Below are 3439 nucleotides of genomic sequence, written 5' to 3' on the forward strand. Positions count from 1 at the left end.
TTATTGGGCGCGTCATATGCGGGAGGCGGTGCGTTTCGCGGATGGGGTGGGGGCGTTGGAGGAGTTGGGGGTCACGCAGTTCGTGGAGCTGGGCCCGGACGGCGTCCTGACCGCCCTCGTCCCCGACAGCCTCACCGAGCGGGCGGGGCTCCTGGTCCCGGCCCTGCGCAAGGGCAGGCCCGAGGCGGAGACCGCCACGGCGGCGCTCGCCCTGCTGGGCCTGCGCGGCGCCGGGCCCGACTGGTCCGCCGTGTTCCCCGGCGCGCGGCCGGTCCCGCTGCCCACCTACGCCTTCCAGCACCAGCGTTACTGGCTGGAGGACCGGGCGGCCCCCGCGGACGCGACCGGCCTCGGCCTGAACGCGGTCGAACACCCGCTGCTCGGCGCCGCGGTGGCCCGCGCGGACCGGGACGAGCACCTGTTCACCGGCCACCTCGCGCCCCGCGCCATGCCCTGGCTCGCGGAGCACGCGGTCGCCGGCGCGGCCATCCTGCCCGCCACGGCCCTGCTCGAACTGGCCGTCCGGGCCGGCGAGCAGGTCGGCACCCCGCGCGTCGAGGAACTGACGCTCGCCGCGCCCCTCGCACTGCCGTCACGCGGCGGCGTCCAGGTGCAGGTGCTCGTCGGCACCGCCGACGGCGGCGGGGCCCGCCCGGTCGGCATCCACGCGCGCCCCGACGGCGAGGACGGCGCCTGGACGCTCCACGCCGAGGGCACCCTGACCGCCCGCGACCCGCTGGCCGACGGCGCCGGGCTCGAAGCCTGGCCGCCGCCCGGCTTCACCGAGGTCGGCATCGAGGACGCCTACGCGCGGCTCGCCGACCAGGGATTCGCCTACGGCCCGGCCTTCCAGGGCCTGCGCCGTGTCTGGCGCGGCACCGGCCACGACCTCTGTGCCGAGGTCGCCCTGCCCGAGGAACTGCGCGACCAGGCAGGCCGGTTCATCCTCCACCCCGCCCTGCTCGACGCCGCGCTGCACCCGCTGCTCCCCGGCGTCGCGACCGGAAGCGGCCGGCCGCGGCTGCCGTACTCGTGGAACGGCGCCGAGGTGCACGCCGTGGGCGGGGCCGAACTGCGGGTCCTGCTGACGGTTTCCGACCAGAACGAGGAGACCCTCAGGGCCGCGCTGCGGATCGCCGACGCCACCGGGGCACCGGTCGCGACGGTGGACTCGCTACTGCTGCGCCCGCCGGCCCCCGAGGCGCTGCGCGCCGCCGCGCGGACGGGCCGCGACGGGCTGCTGCACGTGGACTGGTCCCCGCTCCCCGGCGAGCACGGCCGCGCCGACACCGAAGGCTGGGCCGTGCTCGGCACGTCCCCGTTCGCCGGCGTCACCGCGTACGGCGACCCGGCGGATGCCGCGAAATCGGGCGCCGGAACGGTGCTGCTGCCCCTGCGGACCGGCGGCGCTCCCGCGGCCGGGGCGGACCTGCCCGCCGAGGCGCGGGCGGCCCTGCGGCAACTGCTCGCGGACGTGCAGGCGTTCCTCGCCGAGGAGCGGCTGGCCGACACCAGGCTCGTGGTGGTCACCCGGCGCGCCGTCGCCGCAGGCCCCGAGGACGTCACCGACCTGACGCACGCCGGTGCCTGGGGTCTGCTGCGCACCGCGCAGAGCGAGCATCCGGGCCGCATCGTCCTGTTCGACACGGACACGGACACCGACACCGACACCGACACGGAAGATCTGCTGCCCGCCGCGCTGACGGGCGGGGAAGCGCAACTCGCCGTGCGCGACGGGCAGGTACTCGTCCCGCGCCTGGCCAGGACCCGGGCCGGGGCCGAGTCCCGGCCCGAGTCCGAGGCCCCGCGCTGGGACGAGGGCACCGTCCTGATCACCGGCGCGACCGGCACCCTGGGACAGCTGCTCGCGCGCCACCTGGTGACCGCGCACGGCGCCCGGCACCTGCTACTGCTCAGCCGGCGCGGCGAACAGGCGCCTGGGGCAGCGGAGTTGCGCGCGGAGCTGGCCGCCTCGGGGGCCGAGGTCACCTTCGCGGCCTGTGACGCGGCCGACCGCGAAGCGCTGGCCGCGGTGCTGGCCGCCGTTCCCGCGGAGCATCCGCTGCGCGCGGTGGTGCACACCGCGGGCGTGCTGGACGACACCGTGCTGGGGGAGCTGACGGCCCGGCGGCTGGACGCCGTGCTGCGGCCCAAGGTCGACGCGGCGTGGCACCTGCACGACCTGACCCGCGGCCTCGACCTCGACGCGTTCGTCCTGTACTCCTCCGTCGCCGGGCTCATCGGCACCGCGGGACAGGCCAACTACGCGGCGGGCAACGCGTTCCTCGACGCCCTGGCCCACCACCGCCGCGCCCAGGGGCTGCCGGCCCTCTCGCTGGCCTGGGGCCTGTGGTCGCAGACCAGCAGCATCAGCGCGGGGCTGAACGACACCGACCTGCGGCGGCTCGCGCGCCTCGGCCTGCTGCCGCTGGAAGCCGCGGAGGCGCACGACCTGTTCGACGCCGCGCACGCCACCGGCCGGCCCGTGCTGGCCGTCACCCGGCTCGACACCGCGGCGCTGCGCGAACGCGGCGAGAGCCTGCCGCCCCTGCTGCGCGGTCTGGCACCGGCCACGGCCAGGCGCGCCGCCGCGGGCGTCGCGGAGCAGGACCAGGGGCAGGCGCTGGCCCGGCGGCTCGCGCCGCTCGGCCCCGACGAGCGGGCCGAGGCGCTGGCGGATGTGGTGCGCACCCACGTGGCCGGGGTCCTCGGTCACCGGGACCACACCGCGGTCGACGCGGAACGCAGCTTCCAGGACCTCGGGTTCGACTCGCTGACCGCCGTCGAGCTGCGCAACCAGCTGACGGCGGCCACGGGGCTGCGGCTGCCCGCGACCCTGATCTTCGACCACCCCAACCCGGTCGCCCTGGCCCGCCACCTGGCGGACCGGATCGGGCCCGACGACACGGCCGCCGCCGACTCCCTGCTTGAGGCGCTGGAACGCATGAAGCCGGCGATCGAGTCGCTCGGCTCCGACGACGCCTCGCGCGAACGCCTGGCCGCCCGGCTGCTCGAACTCGTCGGCCTCGCCGAAACGGCGGCCGGCGCGGGCGGCGCGGAGGAGGCGGAAGTCGATCTCGACTCCGCGAGCGACGACGAGCTGTTCGCCCTCGTCGACGGCCTCGACTGAGAACCGCCGGAATACCGCACACCGCATCCCGCACACCGCACACCGCATCCCGCACACCGCACACCCGACGAGGAGGGGAAACCACGTGACGGACGAGAGCAAGCTCCGCGAGTACCTGAAACGGGCCATCTCCGACGCACGCGATGCCCGCAGGCGTCTGCGCGACGTCGAGGAGAAGCAGAACGAGCCGATCGCGATCGTGGGGATGGCGTGCCGTTATCCGGGTGGGGTGGGTTCGCCGGATGATCTGTGGCGTCTTGTGGCGGATGGGGTGGATGCGGTGAGTGAGTTTCCCTCGAATCGGGGGTG

At 76.0% G+C, this 3439-nt stretch carries 2 protein-coding genes; both read left to right on the forward strand.

Annotated elements, in window-relative coordinates; all coding sequences use genetic code 11:
* Positions 1-28: 28 nt before the first annotated feature.
* The gene (locus tag RM779_RS33130) at positions 29-3130 is read left to right on the forward strand and encodes a type I polyketide synthase (protein ID WP_311621511.1); all 3102 of its coding nucleotides are present in this window, start codon (positions 29-31) and stop codon (positions 3128-3130) included.
* A gap of 85 nt (positions 3131-3215) precedes the next feature.
* Positions 3216-3439: beta-ketoacyl synthase N-terminal-like domain-containing protein (locus RM779_RS33135; protein ID WP_311621512.1), on the forward strand; the 224-nt coding region annotated here is incomplete at its 3' end.

The sequence above is a fragment of the Streptomyces johnsoniae genome (assembly GCF_031845565.1).
Classification (GTDB): Bacteria; Actinomycetota; Actinomycetes; order Streptomycetales; family Streptomycetaceae; genus Streptomyces; species Streptomyces johnsoniae.